We start from the raw sequence: 22414 nt of genomic DNA, 5'->3' as shown, positions 1-22414 counted from the left end.
TACCGGTGTTTGTGTGTCCAGCGTTGTTTTTATTCATATAAGCGCAGGTGGATCTGGCGATAACCGCGCGCACTGATCAGACTGATGATGACGCTGACGACCAGCACCGCGAGATCAAAGCCCCAAAACTGCCACTTGGCCCCTAACATCGTGATACCAAACGCGATCGGCACCCCGGCAAAAATCGGCGCCATCGTATTCCAGGCCGCGGCGTTGCGGTTGGGATCAAAAACCGTCGCAAACGGCAGCCGGTCGCCGACCAGGCCGCGGCCAAAGATCAACGTCGCCGCGTACAACAGCGCCGTGACCGCCGGCAAGATCAACACCCCGCGCCAACCCACAGCCACAATCCCCAACAAACCGAAGCCCAAGGCAAAAGGCGCGATCATCCGCGCAAACATCGCGGCCACGACCGCCTTGATCAGCGCCCCGTGAGCCGTAAACGGCACATACGAGAAGATCCGCATGGCCTCGGGGTGGCTGGCAAAGCGCAGGTTGATGACTGCCACCGGAATCGCCAGCAAGACAAACGTTGCGGCGTAAGGCACGTATTTGAGCACCGCCCGCCAGTTTTGATCAGGACCGATCCCGAGGTTGAAGGCAAAGATGACGGGGATGACCAAGGCATACGCAAACTGCGGATACACCCGCAGCTTAAACTCCCGCTCTTGGCGCAGCATCTGCCAGCCCAGCGTGAAATAGCCGGCAGACCCGGCCTCGCGCGCAAACACACGGGCACACAAGCGGTAATACCAGCCCAGGTGCCGCGTCTGGCTGTTGGCCACGTCGAGTTTGGCCAGATACTGTTCAAACCGCGCCGCATGCCGGACGTAAAACCAACCCATCAATACACAGCTCGCCACTGCCAATCCTGCCGCAACGCCTGCCAAGACGCCGGGTTGAATCATCAACAGCGGCAGCCCGGCGAACCACGTCGGCGGCAGTAGCAACATCAACGGCGTCAGCACGGCTTTTTGTCCGTACACCAAGGTGCCGCCGAGACGGGGCAAGAGCTGACTGGCCAAATAGGCGCCAACGATCATGATGATCTGGATCAGGTTCAACAGATTTTTCAACCGCTCGCCGTCAAAAAAACGCAACACCAATAGGTAAACCAGCAACGCCAACACCAACGTAAAGCCTGCCACCAGCAACTCTGCGACCAGCGTCAACAAGGTCGCAAGCGGCCCGTAGCGCATGGCGGTGGGCACCAGCACCGGTGCCCCGAGCGTCAAGGTGTTTAACAGCAGATACCAGCCCACCACAAACAGCCGCGCGGCGTTCAGCGTCGCCGCCGTCACGCCGCGGGCCAAGAAGACGTTGCGGTCTTTGGGGTCGAGCATCAACGCAGAATAGCCGGTCAGCATCGTCAAAAAAACGATCAGCATCAGCGTCGCAAAAAACGTGCTAAACGCATACACCGGCGGCAGCGGGATGGCGACGATCAGCGCTAAAAACACCCCAATCACCAAATTCCACAACAAGCCGTTGCGCAACGGATGGGCGCTGGGCTTATTCGTCAAGCCGGCCAGCCCGACGCTCGGACTGCGGTTGGTCAACAAGAACTTGGTTTGCACGATCAAGGTAAACTGCCGCGCGTCGACACCAATGTGACTGAGCCCGCGCCCGGCTGTCGCGATGCCCTTTTGCCAGTCAATCGTCATTGTGCTCACCGCCCATCACGATATCCACGAACGCGCGGGCTTTGGCGCCGTGTTCGTGGAAGCCGGTCATCTCGTTGAACAGTTGTTGCAGGCTGGCATCGGTGTCTTGCGCCAATTCGCTGAACGGCCCGTCTGCCACCACGCGCCCGCCATCGAGCAACAAGATCCGATCAGACAATTTTTGAACGACATCCATGATGTGGCTGGAATAAAAAATCGTTTTGCCGCGGTCCCGCAGCGTCTGCAAGATCTCTTCGATCACCAAGACCGCGTTGGCATCCAGCCCGTTCAGCGGTTCATCCCAAAACAATATATCCGGATCGTGCAGCAAGCTTGCCGTAATCAACACCAGCTGGCGCATCCCCTTGGAATAGCCGGCAATCCGCCGGTCGATCGCCGCTTCCAACCCCAAGATCGTCAGCAGTTGCACCGCCTTGTCCTCGGCTTCGCCCGCCGGCATCTCGTAAAGTTGGCCGATCATCGTGAGATATTCCCGCGCCGTCAGCGCTTCAAACAAGTCGGCTCCTTCCGGCACATACCCGATCCGCCGCTTATAGGCCGAATCCTCCGGCCGCACCGGCGTCCCAAACAGCCGGATCTCGCCGGCCGTTGGCGTCATCAAGCCCAAGATCAGCTTCACCGTTGTACTTTTGCCTGCACCATTGGGCCCGATGTACCCCACGATCGTGCCTGGTGCCACGGCGAAGCTGACGCCTTGCAACACCTGCTTGTTCCCAAAGTGCTTGGCAACGTCGATCAATTCGATCGCCGAATCTCCCATGCTCCCCACCTCCATTGTTGGCTTCAGTATGTCATCGCTGAAAGCGCTTGTCTAGATAATTATCCGAGGGCTAAAATCAGCGTCCCTGTCGTCTGACCACGATTCTGGTCACGCGATGGAAACGCTGATTTTTCTTTGTCAAAATTCGTCTTTCACGATTTTGATTTGCTCCCGTTCATACAGATACATGGCAGCACAAAACAGGATCGCAAATCCGCAACTGCATAACAGGCGCTTGCCATCAAACAATGCCGCAACGAGTGGCTGTTGATTGATGCTGAACAGCGAGTTGACCAGATGGTAGCTCACCGCCAGCACCGGCATCATGAGTAGCCACTTACGCCGCACTCGCCGTTGTGCCTGCGGATAGGCTGCGGCCGTCACTTCGCGGCGGTCGCCCCCGGCTTTGTGAACCGCCAAGCTGATCGTTAAAGCGATGATCCATAGCGGTCCCAGCAACTGCAAGATCAGCTCGATTGCATACGCGTTCTCATAATCATGGATAGGCAGCATGATCCCGGCGATCGCCATGACGAACTCAAAGGCAACGATTCCCAGCACCGCGTTGATCGATGCTCGCCCGATCAACGCCATGCGTTGCTCATCCAACACCCCTTGCACCCCGAACAAATGTGCGATCAATTTATTTTGCCACCGCTTCATCGTTTGACTCCTCCTGCCAAAATAATGTGTTCAGATCCGTTCCTAGCGCCCACGCCAACTTGAGACAGAGATCTAAGGAAGGATTGTATTTGTCGTTTTCGATCAAATTGATCGTCTGCCGGGCCACCCCGATTTTCTCGGCCAGCGCCAGTTGTGACAGCTTCTGCGCGCGACGATATTCGCGAACACGATTCATGGCTTTCCCTCCCAGCAAAATGTCATCTTTATATGACATCTAAAGTATATTCGCTCGTTTTGGTTCTGTCAATTATAATGTACTTTTCCCGACAAAAAAAGAAGCCGCAATGGCTTCCTTAGATATCCAAGACCAGGTTATACCAGTCTTCCCCGGCGTGTGTCGAGGCAGACAGGCCTTCGTTGACATACCCGTTGGCTTCATAAAAAGCCACCAAGCGCTGCAGGCAGGTTAAGGTGATGCCGCGGCGGTGCTGGGCGGCGGCGACGCGGCGCAACTCAGTCAACAATTGGCTGCCGATGCCACGGCCTTGGGCGCTCGGGGCGACCGCCAGGCTCAGTACCGCCAGATAAGGCGCGGTCGGTGAGTTAGGCTTTGCGGTGGCAAAAAGATCGTCGCTTAGATAGCGCGCAGCGATCGTCGGCCCGACGATATACCCTTGCACCTGGGCGTCTTCGATTGCCACGACGAAGGTTTCTGGATACTGGTTAATGCGCGCGGCCATGCTGGCTTCGGTGGCGGCTTCGTCAGGCGTGAAGCCGGCGTTTTCGATCGTCATGATCGCCGGCAAGTCGCTTGATTGGGCAGAACGGAATTGGATGGGCATGTGGACACTTCCTTATCGATGATCCATCCAGCATAGCACTACGGGTTTTGCACCGCCACCCCGATCAGGCCGGGGCCGGTGTGGACGCCGATGGCAGGCGACACCGAGCCGGTATAAGTCACCTGGCGGCCGGTAGCTTCGATCATGGTCGTGACCGTGTGCAACAGTGTCGGGTTGGCCCCGTGGGCAACGGCGATCGTCGCGTCGGGTGCTGCGACGTCTAACGCCAAGCTCACCAATTTCTTGACCGCCTTGTTCTCTGAGCGCACCTTGGCAACGGATTGCACCTCGCCTTGGTCGTCGACGCTCAACAACGGCTTGATCTGCAAAGCCGTGCCTACCACCGACGCCACTTTGCCGATCCGCCCGCCGGCTTGCAGGTAATGCAACGTCGGCACGTACAAGAAGACGTGGCTTTTGGCGATCGATGTCTGGACCTTGGCGATCACGTCAACAAAATCCTCACCGGCATCGATCAGGCGCAACGCGTATGCGGCAAGCAACCCGCTGCCCAAACTGGCGCTTTTGGAATCCAGTACCATCACCGCGCCTTCTGGGAATTCGCTGGCGGCCAGCCGGAAGCCTTGGTACGTCGCGGACAAGGCGCCGGAAATCGTGAGGCCCAAGACCTTGGTGTAGCCGGCGGCAAAAAATTCCTGTAGCGTCGTCGCCACGATCTCCGGTGCCGGGCTGGCGGTTTGCGGCAAGTTATCCGGTGCCAGCCGCGCATAGAATTCATCCGGCGTCAGCGTGACGCCATCGAGATAATCTTGGCCGTTTTGCCGCACATTCAGCGGCACCACCGCCACGTTGTCGTGGCTTGCCACCAACGCCGCCGGCAAATCGGTTCCAGAATCGACGATCAAAGCAATTTTGTCAGTCATGACACCCTCCTGAAAGATGATTAAGAAGAGCATACTCATTTTTGAGGAATTTGTAAATGCCATTAACCAATATCTTTCACAAGAGATTACCCAGCAAATCGTTGACAGCGCTTACACTATCCGAGACAATGAAACTAATTCAAAAAGGAGTGGTGATGATGGCTAAGATACTAGCCGTAAACGCAGGAAGTTCGACCCTCAAGTGGAAGTTGTTTGAGATGCCCGAAGAAATCGAGCTGGCAGACGGTCTGATCGACCGGCTGGGCCAGCCGACGTCTTCGGTCAAGGTCAAATACGCCGGCCAAACCTTCCGCGACGCCCAACCCATTTTGGATTACCAAGAAGCCGTCGTGGCGATGATGACCCAGCTCAAAGACCTCGGGCTGGTCGCGCATCTCCACGAGATCCGCGGCATCGGCCACAGGGTCGTCGCCGGCGGAGAACAATATCACGAATCGGTCGTCATTACCGATGCCGTACTTCAAGATATCGAGACCCTCGGGGCCTTCGCGCCGCTGCACAACCCGGTGGAGGCTAAGTACATCGATATCTGCCGCCGCCTGATGCCTTGGGCGCTGGAAGTCGCGATTTTTGACACGGCCTTCCACCAAACCATGCCGGCGGAAAACTACCTCTACAGCATCCCCTATCAATACTATCAAGACTACGGCGCCCATGGGACGTCGGTGCGCTACATCACCCACCGCGCAGGCGAACTGCTGGGCAAAGCCGCCACTCGCCGGCTGATCGTCATGCACCTGGGGTCGGGCTCGAGCGTCACCATGGGCACGCGCAGCGGCGACATCGACGCGTCGCTACTGGCCTATCTCATGGATAAGCTCCAGCTGACCGACATCAACGAGATGATCGATATCTTGAATCACCACGCCGGTTTGTTGGGACTGTCGCAACGTTCCGCAGACCAGCGCGACCTGGAAGCCGCAGAAGCCGACGACCCGCAAGCCGCACTGGCGCTAGACATCTACGCCAACCGCGTCGCCAAATACGTGGGCAGTTACGCCACCGTCTTGAACGGCGTCGACGCTTTGATCTTCACCGGTGGTGTCGGGGAAAATGGGGCAGATATGCGCGCGCGAATCATGCAACACCTCACCTTCTTGGGCGCGACCATCGACCCGGAAAAAAACGCCAGCCGCGGCCAGGAAGTCGATCTGTCTGCCGAAGACGCCACGGTCGCCACCTGGGTCATCCCCACCAACGAAGAGCTGATGATCGTCCGCGACGTCTATGCGTTCGAAGCGTCGCGCTGAATAGTCGCGTTCCACAAAGCAACGCCAAGAGACACAAACAACGCTGCACCGCGATTCAACAAACGAATCGTGGTGCAGCGTTGCTTGCGTTATTGGCTAAACCCGCTTTATGTCACAGCCTGTTTATTGCAGCGCCATGAACGCCGATTGGGGCACGGCCTGGGCGGGTATGGCTTGGTAGCTGGTGACATACGCGCCTTTATTTTTGATCGCTAAGTATTTGCCTACAGCCAATCGCTTCATCCCCATGAAGCGAATCGGCCGCTTGTGGCCGTTGGCGTCAACGGCGGTTTGGCGGTAAATCGGCGTCCCGTGGTCGTCAACGCGTGCCGGGGTCGTGGTTTTAACATACACCGTGCCTGATTGCACCAGCGGATTCAGCGAATCGACGATGGCCGCAACGTCGGAATCGCTTTGCCGCGTCGCCAGCTTCGCGCCACCGATCAGTACCCCTGCCATGACCACCAACCCGAGCATAAATCCCAATAACTTTTTCATCATGATTCCTCCTCAACAAGATTCAGCATATCATCAATGAAAAAGCGCAACCTCTGACCCGCGGTCGAAATCAAACTCCGCCGTGAGACGGATTATTCCGGTAAGAACCCGTCGGCAAACGCCGCGATATCGTCTCCGGTCAGCGCCAACACGTCTTCGTGGCGCGCGGCCCCGGCTTCCAGCAGCGTCAACAGCTGGGTAAAGCCCACGGCAGTCAGCGGCACGCCGGCACCAGATGCGACTTTAAACCAATATTTCTGAATGGCCTGGTACACGATTCGATAATCCTGCGGTAACGCTTTGACGCGCGCCTGGAATGCCCGCCATTCGCGTTTTGAATCCATCACTCCCATGATTTTACCTCCCTAACCGCCGATGCACATCAGCGTTGAGCTGTTGGCGCCAGTGATCTCGCGTCGACACGATGCCAGACTCGCGCGTGACGTCGCTGACGAACCCGGCGAGGTCTGATCCGAGTGCCGCTTCAGCACTCAGCCCAACACTGGCGGTTTCGGTCATCAAGTCCACGATCCCGGCCAACACCGGCATCAAGTTGCGTCCGGAAAAGCTGCCGCCGCTGGCAGGCAGCTCGGCGCCCGAGCCACCCCACAGCAACGCCGAGACCTGTTGCCAAGCCGCCTGATAATCGGCCGGTAGTGTGGCGATTTGCTGATCGAAGGCTTGCATCTGCTTGTCCATGTCCTTGCCGGTGATTTTTTCCCAAAATGTCATGATCATGCCTCTTCTTTGCGTAGTTTGGCGAGCGTCGCCGCCAAGAAATCCCATTTCTGCCAGAATTCAGTCAGATAGGCCTGGCCGTCAGCGTTGAGCGCATAAAATTTGCGCGGCGGCCCCACCGTTGATTTACGGCGCGCCACATTCAGCAGGCCTTTTTTCTCTAGCCGCAGCAACACGGTATACACCGTGCCTTCGACGATGTCTTCAAGCCCAAGGTCCGTCAAATATTGGGTGATCTCATAGCCATAAGTTTCTCCCAAACTGATGCGCTGGAGCACGATACCTTCAAGCGCACCTTTGAGCAGTTCCGTTAAACCTTTCATCACGGCCTCCCTAGTAATGTTATGTACCGGTACATCGTAACAGTAGGTACCAGGTGTGTCAAGCGCGCAAAGCAAAAAAATCCCCTTGTTGGCGGCGAGGAAAGTCTCGTCGGGGACAAAAGGGATGTGTGTTGATTATTTTGGTTTTCATCGTCGAGCTATGCAAAACAACCTGTCTTAGCCTCCCAGCTAAAATCGTTTTGCACCGCTCTGGTTTCTTCGTCGAGCTTCGCGGCGCAACGCGGGTACGGCTAGCTACGCTATCATGCTCGGGGCAAAGTACGCCCCAATCCTGATAGCTAGGCTACCCGACCCGCTAAATACGCGCCACTTCGCTCTGGTTATTCTGCCAGCACGCCGTGGACGACCATAACTTCACCGTCTTGTTCTGGAGCTTCTAGCCAGTGGAATTCACCTGGGGTCATGACGACGGCTTGGCCTGGTTCCAGGCGGGTTTGTTCGTCATCGGTGTGGAACACGATGGCGCCTTTGATTGCAACCACAGTGACGGTCATCAAGGAGCGATGGCGTTTGATTTCAGTACCTTTGGGAATCACCAGGCGCACGATACTCAAGTGGCGTTGTGACAACATCCGATCAGGGCCTTGGGTGACACTTGGATCTGGGTTCAGAATTTGCATAACGAGTCCTCTTTTCACACAATTATGCTTTCATTATACCGTTGTCACCGTTGTCTCTGGATATCCTCATTGTACTGCCATCTTGCGATTGGGCTCAGCAACTGATGCCGGCAACGGTCAAACCTTTGCCAAACGCGGCCAAAACTTCTTTCCCGTCGGCGATCAACAAGCTGTCATCGAACGTGTGCGCATGGTCTTTGAGGCGGATCTGATGGTCGCGGAAATCCAACTCCAGACCGGATTCCAAGAACAGCAAGTCATATTCTGACGTGTACAGCTTGATGCCGGCTTCGTTTTCCAAAAGCACCGGATAGTCCGAATCTGGGCCGTCGACCACGATCAGCGTGAACTTTGAGCCGATCGTGCAGGCCCCGCCTTGCAATGAATATTTGCCACCGCCGTCATCGGCGATGAGAATCAACGTTTTATCTGCCAGCTGTTTTGCCTTCAACAAATCGACAAACGCAGGCGTCAATGTAATTTCTGCCATGGTTAATCACCTTCCTTAAAGTTAGTGTCGCACAATCGAGTGCCAACAACAACTTAAAAACGGCCGGCGACAGCCGACCACAAGAAATTAGTCATTTGGCATCAAGAACAACAAGATCAGATAGATCCAAACCAACACGCCGCCGCCAAAAACAAACAGCAGCCGGACCCAGATCGAATTGATGCCTAACCCTTCAGCTAACCCACCGCAAACACCGCTGATGATGCGGTCGTTGCGTGACTTTCTCAATCTCATCGCACTTCCTCCTATCGTTGCTACCACCAGTATACCTAGCAGGAATCCCGGTGCCGTCGGGCGGCATACGGATTTGCGCTCGGGCGAAGGACCGATTATGATTTGCGCCTTCATTCACTCAGATCATAAATCACATAGTGTTGCTCATAAGTTACATTGGCGAAGACGAAATTAGGATTCAGCTGGTTTTGTCTGGTTTCCGCATTTTGCAACGGTTGTTTGGCCAACCCCAACGCTGCCCGGGCGCGATCAGAGATCCGTTGCAGTTCGCTGGTCGCCGGAATCTGAAAATCCAGCTCCCAGGCCACCAATGGCGTCTGCACCTTGGCAAGATAGCCGGTGATCGACGTCGATCGGATCGTTTTGGCGGCACCGCGATAATTGCGGAAGATCGTCACCATGTCATCGAAGGTCAAATCAGTGTTCAAGTTTTTCGTCAGCGTTTTTAACACGGTCGAGAACTGGCTCAGCCCGGTAGTCGACAGCGTCGCTTTCACCACCGCCTTGATCACTTGGCGCTGGCGTTCTTGACGCCCGTAATCGCCACGCGGGTCTTCTTTGCGCATACGGACATAAGCCAGAGCCTGGGTACCGTTGAGATGTGCAGGCCCTTTGGTAAAATGCTGGCCGCCGGTCTTGGAGCTGTCGAAGCTGAACGGCACCGTCACGTCGACACCACCGACGGCATCAATGACGGATTTTAAGCCACCCATGTCGATTGTCAGGTAGTAGTTGATTGGGACGTTCACCAGTTTTTCCACGGTCGCTCGGGCCATCGAAGGGCCACCTAATGCGTATGCGGCATTGATTTTTTGCATGTTGAATGATTTGGTACCGACAATCTGCGCGGGCGTGTCGCGCGGAATACTGATCAAGTCAGTGCGCTGGGTCTTGGGATTGACCAAGGCTAGGATCATGGTGTCAGAATTACCTTGATATGTACGCCCGAACGCACCAGTATCTGCGCCTAACAACAAAATGGCGATCGGCTTTTTGGCTCGCAACTTGGCGGCGCCTTGTCTGCTTTGGCGTGTCGGGGTGGAGATTTGATTGGCAGCATACCGCGCTTGGCTGTAGAGCCGGAGCCCGTAAAACAAGCCGGTGCAGCCCAGCGTGATGAAGATCAAAACCAGATACCGCCTCAGCGGCCGTGGTGATTGATGTCTTGGCATCGTGTTACCCCTTTCTCGTGTCTGGTGGCGACAAAGAGGTGCTCTCTAGGGTGGATGAGCGATCGGCATGTCATCACCCCCTGAAGTACGCGATGTGCAAAACGTTGCGGGCGATCAAGGCAATCTGGGTGAAGTCTTGTTGCATCTGCCCTTGCGTGCTGATGGCAAGTACAAAACGTTGGCCTTGGCTGGTGGTGACGATGGCGGCATCGTTGTTGGTTGTGCCTTGATAGCCGATCACGTCTTGCACGTTAGCATGAGGCAAAAGGCTGTGGACCCCAGCCGGAATCCCCGAACGGAATTCCTGGTTACCCATGTCAGTCAACAGCCGCTCGCGCAACTTGGCCTCAGTAAACGGCGGCCGCTTGTCGACCAAACGCACGAGCAACGCCGCCGTGTCATTAGTCGTCGTTTGATCGGCTTGCACATAGCTGAACACCGGCTTCATGCCCAGCTTTTTGAGGTAGCGATTCATGCTGACCTTGCCGTAACGCGTGGCGATGATGCTGCCAAAATAATTCTGGTTGGCAATCATCATCCGATCAAACGCTGCCTGTAGCGCCGGAGTCCACGTCAGATCACCGGTAGTGGTCAGATGACTCACATACGCGGCGATGGCAAGCTTTACCGAAGACGCTGCCGGTCGCATCTGCTTGCCTTTGGCGGCGACGCTCACGCTCCTTGGTCGGTTCAACACATCCAGCTGGTTTTTGGCCGCCGCAGACCCCGGCACCGGCGCAAGGTTAATGAACGTCACGCTGACGTTACCGTCTGCGGTAACCGTCTTCAAATAGCGATGCAGGCGCGCCCGCAACTTGGCCGCACTTGGATTGACAATGTCGTCGTCAGCCCGGGCCTCCCCGCCAGTTTCTTCAAGCTTTGGCGATTGTAGCTGCTGCTTCGTTACCTCAGCAGGCAGCGAGACCTTCTGGGTGTCGCCAAGATGCGCATAGGCGAAGCCTGTAAGGGCGACCCCCCCACCACGACTATTGCGGTGATGTACATGACTCGATGTTTGCGTATGTTTGCCTTTAATTTCTGCCAGCCTTGATGCCACCCAAGCATCGTCATCCCCCCATTTCACTCGTCATTTCCTTAAGCATATCTGATTCGGGCAGAAAAACAATATAATTATTATTAAAGTCATGACACGCAAAAAGCCGCCTTCTGCCGAAGACGACTTTCTGCTTGGTGACTATTCTGCAGCGACCGCGGCATTGACCGCGTCTGCTTCTGCGTCGATCAAGGCGACGCGGCTGGTGATGACCTTGGTGTCCATCTCGATTTCACGGGTCAGGCCAATGTTGTCACGCAACGGCGCGAAGAATTCCTCGAACTCTGCCAACCGCTGGTGGGTGTGGAATACCCGCGAGATGACGGTGATATAAGTCGGGAACTCCATGTCGCCGCCAACGGTCTTGGCCAGCCAGTCCCAACGCTGACGGATCCAATCCCAAGCCAGCTGTTCGCCGGCGGGATTGGCCAGCACGCCGGCAAACCAAGAACGCAGGTCTTGCGGCTTGATGGTCTGGGCGTCTTCAAACGCCACTACCAGCTGCTTGAGCTGGCCGGCATCAGGCGTCTTCGTCAACGCCTGGGCGAGGTCGCGCTTGTAGCTGGCGTCTGCGGTGTCGCGATAGGCGTTCAGCAACTGGGTGAACAGCGCGTCACTCGGATAGTTTTGCACCTCGTTTTGCAACAAGTAGACCCGCGTGTCTGCCGGCAAGCTTGCCGGATCGCTGGCCGCTGTGAAAATGGCGTGTGCGTCTGCTTCTGCCTGCGGGGTCTTGGCAAACAGCGCCGCGCTCAGCACATACGGTCGGGTCAAGGTGTCGTCGTTGGTGTCTGTCGCCTTTGGCTGCCAGCCCAAACGCGCCAAGGCTGGTGTGCTGAGCTTGGCGTACAACGCCCGCAGCGCCTTGTCGCTGGCCGTGTCCGGCGTCGTGAATTTCTTCAGGTTGCCGGCCAAGGTGTACAAGGCGGCGTTGACGATGTTGGACGGGCTGGTGGCAAAGTCTTTGAGCAACGGCACGACGCTGGCGTAGGTCCGCTTTTGCCCTTCTGCCAACAGGCGCAGGTCTTGGACCAGTTGCATCTGCGTGATCGCATCGAGTGAATCGACGTCTGCCAACAACGCATCCAGCAAGGTATCGTCGTAAGCGACGATGAAATGCGACTCGTTGCCGACGTTCAACCGCAGGGCTTGCGCTTGGTGCAAGTCCGCATAGGCGCCCAGATCAAGCGTCGGGGTCGTCATCAGCTGCGGCGCCTTGAAGTTGGCCTTCAGCGGAATCTGCCACTGCCGGCCTTGATCGACGCCATCGCCGATGAAGAACTGTTGCTGGCGCAAGATCACATGGCCGTTTTCCACGCCGGCAGAAACGACCGGATAACCCGGTTGTTCCAGCCACGACGTCATCACGGCGCCGACATCGATGCCGGAAGCATCGCCTAAGGCCGCCCATAAGTCGGCCCCGGTGGCGTTGTTGTATTGATGCGCGGCGATATATGCCTTCAGGCCGCGACGCATGACGTCGTCGCCTAACAGCGCACGCACCATGACCAGCATCCGCGAGCCTTTGGCGTAAACGATCGCGCCGTCAAACAGCGAATCGATTTCTGCCGGGTCTTCGACTTGGACGTGCACGCTTTGGACGCCATCGGTGGCGTCGCGCTGCAAGGCCGCGGCGGCTTCGTCGGTTTGGAAGACTTCCCAGATGTGCCAGTCAGGCTCCAAGGCGTCCACGGCGACATATTCCATCATGTTGGCAAAGGATTCGTTCAGCCACAGGTCATCCCACCACTTCATGGTAACGAGATCGCCAAACCACTGATGCGCAAGCTCATGGGCGATCACGGTGGCGACCCGCTGCTTCATTTCCAAGCTGGTGTTGTCAGGATCGACGGTGAGATAGGCTTCGCGGTAAGTCACCAGGCCCCAGTTTTCCATCGCGCCGGCGGAAAAATCAGGCAGCGCCAACTGGTAAGAATGCGGTAGCGGATACGGGGTTTGGTAATAGTCTTCGTAGAACTCGATACTGCGCTTGGCGATGTCCAAGGCAAAATCCAGCTCGTTGGCCTTGTGGGCCTTGGTGGCAAAAACGCCGATCTCGACGCCTGACTTGGTGTGGGTGAGCTTTTGTTGCAGGTCCCCGAAGGCAAACGCGACCAGATACGTGGACATGACCATGGTCGTGTCAAAATAATGCACGCCGTTTTCAACGCGGACTTCCGGCATGTTGGCGATGATCGTCTCGCCTGGTTGTTCGTCAAAGCGTACCGCCAGATCGAAGGTCGACTTGGCTTCGGGTTCGTCGACGCAAGGGAAGGCTTGACGCGCCGCGGTGGTCTCAAACTGGGTCCCGATGATCTGCTTGGTTTCCCCGTTCAGCTTGTAATACGACGGGTAGATGCCCATCATCGTGTCGGTCAACGGTGCCTGGTACGTGATGGCAAGTGTCGTCGTCCCGCTTTGAGGAAGGTCGATCACCACTTTTTCCGCGGCATCATCGACAGTGAAGGCAACGGCCTGGCCGTCAGCTTCGATCGCCGAGATCTGCAAGTACTTCTGGTTCACCGCGATCTTCGCCGCCAGCGCCTGCCCGGCGATTTCTGTGTGGCCTTTGATCGTCTTGGTCGCGCGATCAACATCCAAAAAGATCTGGTAGTGTGTCGGCTGGAATGTTTCATAAAGATGTGTTGTCTCTGTCATCGTCAATCCTCCGGTATCGTCAAATTCGGTTTAGGTTCATTATACACTTTGCTTACAATTGGTGGCTGAGACTTAAAGCGGGCTTAGTATTGGGTATAAGGCGCCTGACGAGTAAATCCCGAACTTAGGATTTGCTTGGCAGGTGCCTTATACGCAAATACGTTGCTTTAAGGCTCGTACATCACTGTAATCGCCGTGCTTATTTTCTAAACTCGAACTGTGTCATCATCTCAGCCATGCGCCACACACAAAAAAACGACAATCGCTTAAGATTGTCGTTGAGGTAAGGTCGTCCCGTTGATCGTGATCGTATCGCGACCACTGTTTTTGGACTTGTATAAGTATTGGTCTGCACGTCTGTAAATATCGAGGTAGTTTTGATCGTCAAGCAACGAGCGCGTCTCGCCAAGGGAAACCGAGATCTGAAACTCCCTGCCGTCTTCGGCGTTGAAACGCAACTTCCCCAGCTCATCGTGTACCCGCCAGGCGATGTTTTTGGCATCGTTGCAATCCGGAGTGATCTTCGGCAAGATGAAGCTGAACTCCTCGCCGCCGGTACGATAACACCGCACGCCGGCATAAGGCAGATCTGCCGCGATCAGCCGCAGCGTTTTGGCCACGCGCTCCAGCACGTTGTTGCCGATCAGGTGCCCGTATTGGTCGTTAACCTGCTTAAAATGATCGATATCCAGCGTGTACACGGCAAAATAACTCTTTTGGGCTTTGGCCTGTTGGTATGCCGCCAACAGGTCTTCGTTAAACACCCGGAAGTTGTTCAAGCCTGTCAGCTCGTCGATGCGCGCTTCTTCGCGCAGTTGTGCTTGTTGCTCCCGCTGGCGTCCCAGCAGGTAATGGACAAGTCCCAACCAGATGCAAATCGAGATGAAAGTCCCGATCTCCCAGGGCCAGCCGACGTCGATGCCGTCAAGCGACACCAGATTGACATACAAAAACGGGACCGCAAAGATCATGCAAAACGGATAATACGCCCAAGGCCTGGCCACGATCCAGTCGCCAAACCGCTGCGCCACGATCATCAAAACCAACGTGATGAGATACCAAGGCAGCCAGTTGGGCACGTGCGGTAACCACCAATACCACACCAACAAGATGGCGGCCAGCCCGCAGAACATCGATCTTTGCCGCGACAACAATAAGGCATACATGACCGTGGCGATCTGGAAGGTGATATAGGTCCAGCCGTAACCGACGGCGTTATGTTCTTGCCAGATGCTAAACATCGACGCAAAATGAAACAACAAGATAAACGCTGCCGTCAAACCTAGCTGGCTGGCCTCACGAAAGCGGTGATCTTGAAACATCGACGCTTTGGTGTCTTGCAGCCAATTCAGTAACAACGCATAGCCGATCAAAACCAACGTGTTGGTCAGATAGGTGGTAACTCGGATCCCCCAAAGATACATCGCTTACCTCCTCTCTGCTGTCAATATACCATATTTGTGATGTTTTTATTCTAAATATTGCCAAAAATTGGCATCTTAGACACTTGTCTAGCCCTCGCATAACGGCTTAAACTGGACTTATCCCAACCACAAAGGAAGACACTCATGGAACCCTACGCAATTTTTATGGACATCGACGGCACCCTCATCGATCGCACCCAGATCCCGACCCCAGCCACCGTTACCGCCATCGCCAAATACCGAAAGTTCGGGCATCAGTTTTTCATCGCCAGCGGCCGGCCGCTTTTTTCCGCCACCGCCATGGCCGAGCGTATTGCGCCGCACCTTAACGTGATCGGCGCCAACGGTTCGATCACCGCCGTCAACGGCCAGATCACCAGCCGCCACTTCACTCTCGCCGCGCTGATCGGCATCTACCGGATCTCGGCGAAGTACGGCATCCGCACCCACTTTTTCACGCCAGAGCGCGTGATTTTTCTCGATGCGCCGCAAATGACCGTGTCTTGGGACGCCCGCAACCGCATCGCCGGTGAAGACCCGAGCAAAAACGTGATGATCCATTCTGAAGCCGAGTTGCAACAATACGCCGCTGAAATCACCAACGGCTTCAGCTTCGCCCCGGACACACAGGCACGCACCCAGGCCAAGGCGGCCATGGCGGCCTTGCCAGATGTCGACGTCTCGTCTTCTAACACCGACAACATCGAGATCACTGCCCATGGCGTCAACAAGGCCAGCGCGATCAAGGCGGTGTGTCGCCAACTCGAGATCCCGTTAGCCCACACGATGGCCTTCGGGGATGGCGACAACGACTTGCAGATGCTGACGACGGTACACTACGGCGTCGCGATGGGCAACGCCAACCCGCGCGTCAAAGCCGCAGTTCACTATCACACGACCGACATCCACCACGACGGCGTCGCCACCTACCTCGACCAGTTTTTTGGCTGACCGGCAAAAATACCCTTTGACCCAGGCGTCTGCCTAGATCAAAGGGTATTTTTACACAAGCTATCGTTGCCGGCGCTGGATCAACCAACCGCTCACCATGGCACAGCAGATCCCGATGCCCAAAGGTAAGAAGGCGGTAGAATTCAGGTGGCTGACTTCGACCACCATAAAAAACGCCATCAAAGGCGCCTGCTGAGAAACGGCTAAAAACGCCGCGGCCCCGACGACGGCGGCCTGCCAAAACGGCACGCCGGCGATCACCGGGGAAAGCCCTGCCGCGATCAGCACGCCCAGCGCGGCGCCGACTGCGATCGACGGCGTCAGCGTCCCACCAGAGGCGCCTGCCCGCAACGACAACACCGTGGCGGCGACTTTGCAAACCGCGACCAGCGCGAGCAGCGCCAGCAAGTCGTTGCCTTTGGCGCTGATGGCCGTTTGCGCCAGCGCCCGGCCGTTGCCCATGATCTGCGGGTATTTCATCGCGACGACCCCGGTGCCAAACGCCACCAGCGGCAGTTGCCACAACAGCTTGGTATCTCGCGTCTGGTGGTTGTTCGCCCACTGAAACGCCCGGCGAAATCCTAACCCGGCCAGGCCGCTGATTAAGCCGATGACGACCATCAGCGGGAGGCTGTGCACGCCAAAAGTCTGCGGCCCCACCAGATAATAAGGCTTGAAGCCTTTTAACAGTGACCCGACCAGCGTCGCGATCGACGCCATCGACAAGCTCGTGATGACGCTACGCTTGTTGACTTGCCGGTACAAGATCTCGACGGCAAACATCGTCCCGGTCAACGGCGCGATGTACACGCCGGCAAACCCGGCGCCGGCCGCCGCGGCGATCAACAGGCGCTGGTCGTCGTCAGTCAAATGCCAGTGCAGATGCTTGGTCGACCACGCGTTGACGTGTTGCCCCAGCATGGCGGCCAATTCCCGCGGTGCGACTTCTCGCCCGACCGAGCCGCCGGCGCCGACAAAGAAGATCTGCGTCATGACGTGTACCAACGTCGTCACCAGCGGCATGGGCTTGCCGGCGACCGCGTGCACGACCCCGACAGTCGGCTTAAGGTACCGACGCATCCCCCACCACACGATTGCGGCAATGATGCCGCCGATCGTCAGCGATACCAGGCGATGATTGCCTGAGACCAACCCGGCGTATGGCTGGGCCGCGGTTTCTTGAAACGCTAAAAAGAAGTGCTCTGTGACATCCAAAAACACGCTCAAGCCTATCGCACCCACGCCGGCCAGCACTCCGATGACGATGGTCGAACAGACTAAGGCGCGGTCGTCTCCTGTTTGTTTCATGAGTTTCCTTTCCATTGTCAGTCGGCAGGATCGTCGCGCCAATAGGCTTGCGCCTGCGCCTCCCAATCAGCCCGGTCTTTTGCGGTAATCTTGTGGAGGATGTGGGCGGGATTGCCAACGGCGACGACATCATCAGGCAGGTCTTTGGTCACGACCGCCCCGGCGCCGACCACCACGTTGTTGCCAATCGTCACGCCAGGCAACACGGTCACATTGCCGCCCAGCCAGGTGTTGTCGCCGATCGTGATCGGCTTGGCAAACTCCAGCATCGCCACGCGGACCGTGGCCGCGATCGGATGCCCGGCCGTCAACAAATTGACGCGCGGCCCGATCTTGACGTTGTTGCCGATGGTGATCCAGTTGGTGTCTAAGAACACGGCGTCGACGTTGCAGTAAAAGTTTTCCCCGACGCGGATATGTTTGCCGTAATCGACCTCAAACGGCGGTTGCACAAACAGGTCGTGCGCGTGGAACACCTGTCGCTCCAAGCGCACGATCTCATCGAGTTCAGTCGCCGGCAGCTGGTTGATGCGCTGCACCAGCATTTTGCCAGGCAGCTCCCGGTTGCGGTCTTGGATCCGTTCTGTGATATACAACTGCCCCGCCAACATGCGGGCGTATTCTGCGTCGTCCATCATTCACCTCATTGATTCGATCTAACAAGCCAATATCCATTATAATCGCTCGCCCGAATCCGTTGCAATCACCGATATCGGTTACATTTTTCCAGGTAAAAACTACCCTCGCCATCAACGACGTGTTATCGTCAAGGTAAACGATCATAAGGAGATCTAGCTCATGCCTGAAAAACAACCGATTCCCAATCTGACTTCAGCGTTGCGCAATCACGGTGTCGAGTCGCCAGACGTCATTCGCAAGGCCAGTGGCATCCGCCTGTTTGGCAAGCGCATCAAAACCATCGTCTACTCTACCGACGTGGCCGTCATCGCCAACTGCGACGCCGACGCGATCCTGGCCGTGTATCCTTGGACGCCGAGCACGCGCATCCTCGACGCCATCGGCAGAGTCGCCAACGTCCCGATCTTGGCCGGCGTCGGTGGCGGCTTGACCAAAGGCCTGCGTTCTGCCACTGTTGCCCGCTTTGCAGAAGAAAACGGCGCCCAAGCCGTCGTCTTGAACGCCCCCACCGGCATCGACACGCTGCTCAGCGTCCGCCGGATGGTCGATATTCCGATTTTTTACACCGTGGTCAACCAAACCCCTGACCTTCTGCGCTATGTCGATGCCGGCGTCAACGCGCTCAACATCGCTGGCGGCAAAGACACCGCCGCCTTGGTTGCTTGGGCGCGCGAACAGTTGGGCCCTGAACATCCCAACTTCCCGATCATCGCCTCAGGGGGCAAAACCGACGCCAGCATCTTAGACACGATCGCGGCCGGCGCCAACGCCATCACCTTTGCCGCTTATGGCATCACCGAGAAAACCTTCCACGAGAAGATGGCCCAATACCGCACAGAACAAGCGGAAAACTGACTTAATCCCCCATTAAAAAACTGGCCAACCCCTAATGGTTGACCAGTTTTTGTTTTACTCAGCCGATACCGTGCGCTGGGCGATGACCAGATGCAGAATGTAGGCCCCAATCAACTGTAAGACAGACTTGACGATGATCTGCCCAACGATCGCCGCTGGCACTGCCGCCCAGGGCAACTGCCCGGAGCCAAGCGGACTCAGCCCGATGATGACGAAGATCGCAGAATCCAAGCTGCCACCGATCACCCCAGAGATCGCGACCCGCCATGCCATCGACAACGGCAAACGCGAGTACACCTCAGTATCCATGCTCTCGGAAACACAAAACGACAACGCACTGGCGGCCACGATCATCAGCGTGTCTCCCAGCATCGCAGAAACGATGGCGGATAACACCAACGCGGTCCCGATCGTGTAATAGGTGTGCTTGCGCCCGAGACGATTTTGTACCAGGTCACGAAGCACAAAGGTTACCCCAACAATGAACGTGCCGGCAGGGACGAGAAAGATGCCGAATGCGATCGGCATGGTGGAAGCGGTGATAACATTGGCGGCGACGATTGAAATGAGATATGCGAGTACACGAATCATGATTTGGCCTCCCGTTGACTTAAGTATTCTGCTAACCCGTTGGCACGCAGGCGACAAGCCGGGCACTCGCCACAGCCGGCACCGGGGATCCCGTTATAGCACGTCAACGTCTTAGCCTGCACATAATCGAAGACGCCGAGGGCATCGGCCAACGCCCAAGTGTCGGCCTTGGTCGACCACATGAGTGGCGTGTCGATCACCAACTGACTGGCCATCGCGAGATTCAGCGTAACATTCAAGCTCGCAATAAAATCATGTCGGCAATCTGGGTAGCCGGAAAAATCGGCCTGCCCGACGCCGGTCACCAGATGCGTGGCGCCGATCTGTCGGGCCAACACGCCAGCAAACGACAGAAACAACAGGTTCCGCCCGGGCACGAAGGTGTTGGGCAAGGCGCCATCGACCCCTGCTTGAACGGCGATATCTGAACGCGTCAAGGCACTTGGCGCCAGCTGGTTGAGCAATTGCATGTCGAGGACATGATGCGAGATGCCTTGCTCTTTGGCAATGGCTTGGGCACAGGCAATCTCGGCGTGATTGCGCTGGCCATAATCAAAGGTCACCGCCGAAACCGACGCAAAGCGCTGCTTGGCCCAAAACAAACACGTGGTGCTATCTTGACCGCCTGAGAAGACGACCAATGCTTTTTCATCATGCATGGGGACGCCTCCTAGCGGTTATCGATTTTTTCAGGATACATGTCGTGATTCATCAGCCGGTAGTCTGCCATCTCTGCGTACTTCGTCTCCGGACGGCCGTAATTTACCCACGGGTCGATCGAGATGCCCCCACGCGGCGTGAACTTTCCCCAGACTTCGATGTACCGCGGCGATAGCAGCTGAATCAGATCGTCCATGATGATGTTCATGCAGTCTTCATGAAAATCACCATGGTTGCGAAAGCTGAACAGATACAGCTTCAAAGACTTGCTTTCGACGATCAGCTTGTCGGGAATGTAGCTGATGTACACCGTGGCAAAATCGGGCTGGTGGGTCAGCGGGCACAGGCTCGTGAACTCTGGGCAATTAAATTTGACGAAGTAATCGCGATCGTGGCGATTACCGACAGCCTCCAACATCTCCGGCGCATAATCTGTCGGATACTTGACCTGTTGATTGCCAAGCAAGGTCAAGCGATCAGTATCAGTTCGTGACATATGACACTTCCTTACTGCACAACCCAGACAAAAAAAGTCGCGTCCTATACAAGGACACGACCAAGATTTTGTCAGTGTTTGCATAGTTTTTTATAGAGGGTTTGGCTATGAACCTCTTGAAGCGATTGTATCCTGACACACTTGTGGCGTCAATCACAAATTAATGCTTAAAATGTGCCAACAACTTGCGCGCACGCTTGCCGCCGATGTGCTGGCCAGCTAAGCGATGTTGGGCAGCAACCTTTTCAGCCCCAGTTGCCACAGCTGCTTGCAACGCGGTCATTTGCTTTTTAGACATCGACGATTCGGCTTGAACCGTCTCCAAAAAGGCATTCAACCACGCCACGCGTTCTGCTTTAGCAGAGTTCGGGACCAGCTTAGCGGTGACAGCAGACACCGCGTCGGCATCCCATTGGTTAAGCGTCTGCAAGTGCTCCGCGTAGACCGTGTCTGCAAACTGCACCAGCCAGTCGACCAGTGAGTCTTGCGCCGCGTCATCTTGCTTCAGCCAGGTCATGCGCGCATAGCGCAAGGCGTCATTATGTACACGAGTGGCGATGTTGCCACGCCAAGCCTTGCCACCGATGGCATCAACATGCGTGAGTGTGTCTTGGTAAGCCGTTGGCGCAAACAGGCCTTCGACAATCTCGCCGTTAACCGCCATTTCCGTTTGGGCACGTAAATCTGAAACTTGTTGCATATTCTTAAGACTCCTTTTACCCCGCCATCACGGCGATCTAGTCAGCGCTGTCTTGCAACGCACATTATCCTAGTTTCGCACAAGTCCCGATTTCAAGCAAGTTTCTGCAGATTTTATCATCATACAAAACTTTACAAGATATTCTCTTCGCTTCTTTTAGCAATCTCATCGAATTCCAAGTCTAAGTGCATGTTGCAAATAATGGAAACTAAGAACATGCGATAATACTAAATTACTTTTGTACAGAAGAAAGCATTGAGAATATTTTCCCAATGCTTTCTGAGGATGACGAGTATTAAATTGCTGTCACACTGACATCTTCTAATTTGATAGGTTTACTTAAGATAAAACCATAGAAAATGGTTGCCAACAGACAAAATGCGCCTGCTAAGAAAAATGCAGCTTGAAATGAGCCAGTTTTATCAACAATGAATCCGGTGAAAATTGGTGCACACGTGGCGCCAATGAAATCCGCAAAGTTCTGGAATGCGCCAAGCATCCCGACAGTTTCTTTGGGCGCAACATCTGTTACTACAGTCCAAACCACACCTGGAGCTAACGAAGTTGCAAAATATCCTAACGTTAACAAGGCGATGCATACCGTTAAACTTTTAACTGATGCAACCGGAGCCAGACCAATTGCTGCAATGATCGTACCGCCGATAATTGGAACTTTGCGAGCGGAAATCGCTTTCATTTTCAACTTCTTTATTAGTAAATCTGAGATTATCCCGCCCATAGGGATCGCAATTAGCCCGGCAACATAAGCCTGGATTATTCATAGAATTTCAAAAAAGCAGCGCAATCCCATGATTCACACGGGACTGCGCTGCTTTGGTGTTTCACCCATTGGGTGCGCCTATATGCTAAGGTTGAGTCGACGAAAACCATCACG

27 protein-coding genes and 1 riboswitch are annotated in these 22414 nt (G+C 55.7%); of the genes, 3 read left to right on the top strand and 24 right to left on the bottom strand.

Annotation, left to right across the window (positions count from 1 at the left end; translation table 11 throughout):
* Window positions 1-29: 29 nt before the first annotated feature.
* The 6 genes from ACYVRB_RS03535 to ACYVRB_RS03510 all read right to left on the bottom strand — a co-directional run bounded on the left by ACYVRB_RS03535 (window position 30) and on the right by ACYVRB_RS03510 (window position 4795).
* Complete coding sequence (locus tag ACYVRB_RS03535; protein WP_461213584.1) at window positions 30-1664, bottom strand: hypothetical protein; 1635 nt, start codon at window positions 1662-1664, stop codon at window positions 30-32.
* Window positions 1654-2445 carry an ABC transporter ATP-binding protein gene (locus ACYVRB_RS03530; RefSeq protein ID WP_461213582.1) on the bottom strand — a complete coding sequence of 264 codons (792 nt, stop codon included), beginning with the start codon at window positions 2443-2445 and terminating at the stop codon, window positions 1654-1656. Before ACYVRB_RS03530 ends, ACYVRB_RS03535 begins: the two co-directional genes overlap by 11 nt.
* A gap of 138 nt (window positions 2446-2583) precedes the next feature.
* A complete protein-coding gene (locus tag ACYVRB_RS03525) occupies window positions 2584-3108 on the bottom strand; it encodes a DUF3278 domain-containing protein (protein ID WP_461213581.1) in 525 nt (174 codons plus the stop codon).
* The gene (locus ACYVRB_RS03520) at window positions 3089-3304 is read right to left on the bottom strand and encodes a helix-turn-helix transcriptional regulator (RefSeq protein ID WP_461213579.1); all 216 of its coding nucleotides are present in this window, start codon (window positions 3302-3304) and stop codon (window positions 3089-3091) included. Before ACYVRB_RS03520 ends, ACYVRB_RS03525 begins: the two co-directional genes overlap by 20 nt.
* Window positions 3305-3422: 118 nt before the next feature.
* Complete coding sequence (locus tag ACYVRB_RS03515) at window positions 3423-3911, bottom strand: GNAT family N-acetyltransferase (RefSeq protein WP_461213578.1); 489 nt, start codon at window positions 3909-3911, stop codon at window positions 3423-3425.
* A gap of 38 nt (window positions 3912-3949) precedes the next feature.
* A complete protein-coding gene (locus ACYVRB_RS03510; RefSeq protein WP_461213576.1) occupies window positions 3950-4795 on the bottom strand; it encodes a DegV family protein in 846 nt (281 codons plus the stop codon).
* A 158-nt stretch (window positions 4796-4953) separates the two neighbouring features.
* Between ACYVRB_RS03510 and ACYVRB_RS03505 the strand changes: the two genes are divergently transcribed.
* Window positions 4954-6066 (top strand): acetate/propionate family kinase, encoded by a 1113-nt coding sequence (locus tag ACYVRB_RS03505; RefSeq protein ID WP_461213575.1) that lies wholly within the window; start codon window positions 4954-4956, stop codon window positions 6064-6066.
* A 123-nt stretch (window positions 6067-6189) separates the two neighbouring features.
* Here ACYVRB_RS03505 and ACYVRB_RS03500 read toward each other — a convergent pair whose 3' ends face one another.
* The 11 genes from ACYVRB_RS03500 to ACYVRB_RS03450 form a co-directional block, all read right to left on the bottom strand.
* Complete coding sequence (locus ACYVRB_RS03500) at window positions 6190-6567, bottom strand: YxeA family protein (protein WP_461213574.1); 378 nt, start codon at window positions 6565-6567, stop codon at window positions 6190-6192.
* A gap of 89 nt (window positions 6568-6656) precedes the next feature.
* The gene (locus tag ACYVRB_RS03495) at window positions 6657-6917 is read right to left on the bottom strand and encodes a DUF1048 domain-containing protein (RefSeq protein ID WP_461213573.1); all 261 of its coding nucleotides are present in this window, start codon (window positions 6915-6917) and stop codon (window positions 6657-6659) included.
* A 4-nt stretch (window positions 6918-6921) separates the two neighbouring features.
* Window positions 6922-7296: a DUF1048 domain-containing protein gene (locus ACYVRB_RS03490; protein ID WP_461213572.1), complete on the bottom strand. Its 375-nt coding sequence runs from the start codon at window positions 7294-7296 to the stop codon at window positions 6922-6924.
* Window positions 7297-7298: 2 nt separating this feature from the next.
* Window positions 7299-7625: a PadR family transcriptional regulator gene (locus ACYVRB_RS03485; RefSeq protein WP_461213571.1), complete on the bottom strand. Its 327-nt coding sequence runs from the start codon at window positions 7623-7625 to the stop codon at window positions 7299-7301.
* Between the two features lie 341 nt (window positions 7626-7966).
* Window positions 7967-8266, bottom strand: a complete 300-nt coding sequence (locus tag ACYVRB_RS03480; protein ID WP_461213569.1) for a cupin domain-containing protein — start codon at window positions 8264-8266, stop codon at window positions 7967-7969.
* 94 nt (window positions 8267-8360) lie between these two features.
* A complete protein-coding gene (locus tag ACYVRB_RS03475) occupies window positions 8361-8756 on the bottom strand; it encodes an iron-sulfur cluster biosynthesis family protein (protein ID WP_461213568.1) in 396 nt (131 codons plus the stop codon).
* 87 nt (window positions 8757-8843) lie between these two features.
* Window positions 8844-9011: a PspC domain-containing protein gene (locus ACYVRB_RS03470; protein ID WP_461213567.1), complete on the bottom strand. Its 168-nt coding sequence runs from the start codon at window positions 9009-9011 to the stop codon at window positions 8844-8846.
* Window positions 9012-9121: 110 nt separating this feature from the next.
* Complete coding sequence (locus ACYVRB_RS03465; protein WP_461213566.1) at window positions 9122-10183, bottom strand: LCP family glycopolymer transferase; 1062 nt, start codon at window positions 10181-10183, stop codon at window positions 9122-9124.
* A 73-nt stretch (window positions 10184-10256) separates the two neighbouring features.
* Complete coding sequence (locus tag ACYVRB_RS03460; RefSeq protein WP_461213565.1) at window positions 10257-11267, bottom strand: serine hydrolase; 1011 nt, start codon at window positions 11265-11267, stop codon at window positions 10257-10259.
* A 111-nt stretch (window positions 11268-11378) separates the two neighbouring features.
* Window positions 11379-13895 carry a M1 family metallopeptidase gene (locus tag ACYVRB_RS03455; RefSeq protein ID WP_461213563.1) on the bottom strand — a complete coding sequence of 839 codons (2517 nt, stop codon included), beginning with the start codon at window positions 13893-13895 and terminating at the stop codon, window positions 11379-11381.
* A gap of 266 nt (window positions 13896-14161) precedes the next feature.
* Window positions 14162-15319, bottom strand: a complete 1158-nt coding sequence (locus ACYVRB_RS03450) for a GGDEF domain-containing protein (protein WP_461213562.1) — start codon at window positions 15317-15319, stop codon at window positions 14162-14164.
* Between the two features lie 144 nt (window positions 15320-15463).
* On the opposite strand from ACYVRB_RS03450, the gene ACYVRB_RS03445 reads away from it, so the two are divergent.
* Window positions 15464-16270: a Cof-type HAD-IIB family hydrolase gene (locus tag ACYVRB_RS03445; RefSeq protein WP_461213561.1), complete on the top strand. Its 807-nt coding sequence runs from the start codon at window positions 15464-15466 to the stop codon at window positions 16268-16270.
* Window positions 16271-16330: 60 nt separating this feature from the next.
* Here the strand turns inward: ACYVRB_RS03445 and ACYVRB_RS03440 are convergent, their stop codons facing one another.
* Window positions 16331-17578 (bottom strand): chloride channel protein, encoded by a 1248-nt coding sequence (locus tag ACYVRB_RS03440; RefSeq protein WP_461213560.1) that lies wholly within the window; start codon window positions 17576-17578, stop codon window positions 16331-16333.
* Between the two features lie 17 nt (window positions 17579-17595).
* Complete coding sequence (locus ACYVRB_RS03435; RefSeq protein ID WP_461213559.1) at window positions 17596-18213, bottom strand: sugar O-acetyltransferase; 618 nt, start codon at window positions 18211-18213, stop codon at window positions 17596-17598.
* Window positions 18214-18376: 163 nt separating this feature from the next.
* Between ACYVRB_RS03435 and ACYVRB_RS03430 the strand changes: the two genes are divergently transcribed.
* A complete protein-coding gene (locus ACYVRB_RS03430) occupies window positions 18377-19072 on the top strand; it encodes a hydrolase (RefSeq protein WP_461213558.1) in 696 nt (231 codons plus the stop codon).
* A gap of 54 nt (window positions 19073-19126) precedes the next feature.
* On the opposite strand, the gene ACYVRB_RS03425 is transcribed toward ACYVRB_RS03430, so the two are convergent.
* From ACYVRB_RS03425 to ACYVRB_RS03405, 5 genes are all read right to left on the bottom strand, one after another.
* Window positions 19127-19663 carry a VUT family protein gene (locus tag ACYVRB_RS03425; RefSeq protein ID WP_461213557.1) on the bottom strand — a complete coding sequence of 179 codons (537 nt, stop codon included), beginning with the start codon at window positions 19661-19663 and terminating at the stop codon, window positions 19127-19129.
* Window positions 19660-20322, bottom strand: a complete 663-nt coding sequence (gene queC / locus ACYVRB_RS03420) for a 7-cyano-7-deazaguanine synthase QueC (protein ID WP_461213556.1) — start codon at window positions 20320-20322, stop codon at window positions 19660-19662. The genes ACYVRB_RS03425 and queC overlap by 4 nt, the downstream gene beginning before the upstream one ends.
* Before the next feature lie 11 nt (window positions 20323-20333).
* Complete coding sequence (gene queF / locus ACYVRB_RS03415) at window positions 20334-20819, bottom strand: preQ(1) synthase (RefSeq protein ID WP_461213555.1); 486 nt, start codon at window positions 20817-20819, stop codon at window positions 20334-20336.
* Between the two features lie 76 nt (window positions 20820-20895).
* A riboswitch (PreQ1 riboswitch) is annotated at window positions 20896-20941 on the bottom strand.
* A 38-nt stretch (window positions 20942-20979) separates the two neighbouring features.
* Complete coding sequence (locus ACYVRB_RS03410; RefSeq protein WP_461213553.1) at window positions 20980-21519, bottom strand: hypothetical protein; 540 nt, start codon at window positions 21517-21519, stop codon at window positions 20980-20982.
* A 295-nt stretch (window positions 21520-21814) separates the two neighbouring features.
* Window positions 21815-22270 (bottom strand): MFS transporter, encoded by a 456-nt coding sequence (locus tag ACYVRB_RS03405; RefSeq protein WP_461213717.1) that lies wholly within the window; start codon window positions 22268-22270, stop codon window positions 21815-21817.
* Between the last annotated feature and the right edge of the window lie 144 nt (window positions 22271-22414).

The sequence above is a fragment of the Lacticaseibacillus boliensis genome (assembly GCF_054784775.1).
Note: the sequence above shows the minus strand (reverse complement) of the source record. Positions and strands in the feature narration are given on the sequence as shown.